1 protein-coding gene and 1 pseudogene are annotated in these 1325 nt (G+C 68.4%); one reads left to right on the top strand and one right to left on the bottom strand.

Annotation, left to right across the window (positions count from 1 at the left end; translation table 11 throughout):
• The first annotated feature begins 135 nt into the window (after nt 1-135).
• Nucleotides 136-738 (top strand): Uma2 family endonuclease, encoded by a 603-nt coding sequence (locus D472_RS0111355; protein WP_017604606.1) that lies wholly within the window; start codon nt 136-138, stop codon nt 736-738.
• A gap of 85 nt (nt 739-823) precedes the next feature.
• On the opposite strand, the pseudogene D472_RS25325 reads toward D472_RS0111355, so the two are convergent.
• Nucleotides 824-1325: pseudogene (locus D472_RS25325) on the bottom strand (lysylphosphatidylglycerol synthase domain-containing protein); the annotation flags it as partial.

Below are 1325 nucleotides of genomic sequence, written 5' to 3' on the forward strand. Positions count from 1 at the left end.
AGCTTAAGGATCACTGGTCCGTGTCCGAATTGACTTGACACATTCCGGTCCCGCGTAATCCTCCAGCACACGCCTACACTGAAGGTCGGGGCCATGACTCATGGCGCCGACCACTGGCACCGCTCAAGGAGCCGCATGACCATCGCCGAACATCGCTCACCGCACGAAACTCCGGCGCTTCCGATGAGCCCCGAGCTATTCGAGCGCTTGGCCAGACAGGCGTTCGAGGCCGACCGTGTTCGCATGGAGATGTTCAATGGGAAGGTCTGGGTCCACAAGGTGACCGACGGGGCGCACGCCGGAATCCTCACGTGGCTGATGCGCGAGTTCATCGCCCATCGTCCTGACCTCGACCTCATCACCAGCGGGTTGGGGCTCAAAATCGACGCCTACCGCAAAGGCCGGGCCCGCCCTGATGGGATCCTCGCTCCGGTCGGCCATTTTGACGACGCGGGTGAGTGGGCCGACCCCGAAGGTGTCCTCGCCGTTGTCGAAGTGACCTCGTGGGACGCTGATACCCATGCCCGAGACCGCGTCGAGAAGCCCGCCGCCTACGCGGCGACGGGCATCGGTGTCTACCTGCTGGTGGATCGCGACGCCAACGCCGTCGTGGTGCACAGTCGCCCCGTTCAGGGCCAGTATCTGGACCGCAGCACTCATCTCTACGGCGAGGCCGTCCCTGTCCCGGGTGCGGGGGTCGTCCTGGACACCGAATCGCTCAAACGCTTCGCCCGTTGATAGGCGAGGGCCGTATGCGCCGGGTAGGCCCGCTCACGTGAGTATCTCCGGTGCTCGCGAGCCGGTCCTGGCGCTGGAAGTCCGGTCAGGCCGGGTCGTGTTCGGCTCGTCTGGCGGCCGAACCGGACAGCAGCAACGCCAGCCCCGCCCAGCCCACGTCCGCCACGGTCATCACCAGCCGGGACAGTATCGCCACCACCAGGGCGGCGCCGGCGTCCACCACCGGGGCCAACGCCACCACCAGCACCACCTCGCGCACCCCCAGTCCGGCCGGGGCGAACACCACCAGCAATCCCAGGGTCCAGGCCAGTGCGTAGGCGCCCACCGCCGGCCCCACCGATGCCAGGGCGTCCCCACCGACCGCCCAGGTCAGCAGCCACACGTGCGCGCCCAACGGCACCCACGCCACCAGGGTCCACCCCACGGCGGTCGTCACCGCACCTCCATCGATCCGCAACGGACCCGCCTCGGCGACCTCCCGGAACCTGGCGAAGGGCCGTGCGACCAGTCCGATTCCCCACCCCAACACCCGTGGGTGCAGACAGGCGAGCAGCATCGGCGCGGCGGCCAGCGCCCACCACCAGCGG

The organism is Nocardiopsis alkaliphila YIM 80379, from assembly GCF_000341005.1.
Taxonomy (GTDB): Bacteria; Actinomycetota; Actinomycetes; order Streptosporangiales; family Streptosporangiaceae; genus Nocardiopsis; species Nocardiopsis alkaliphila.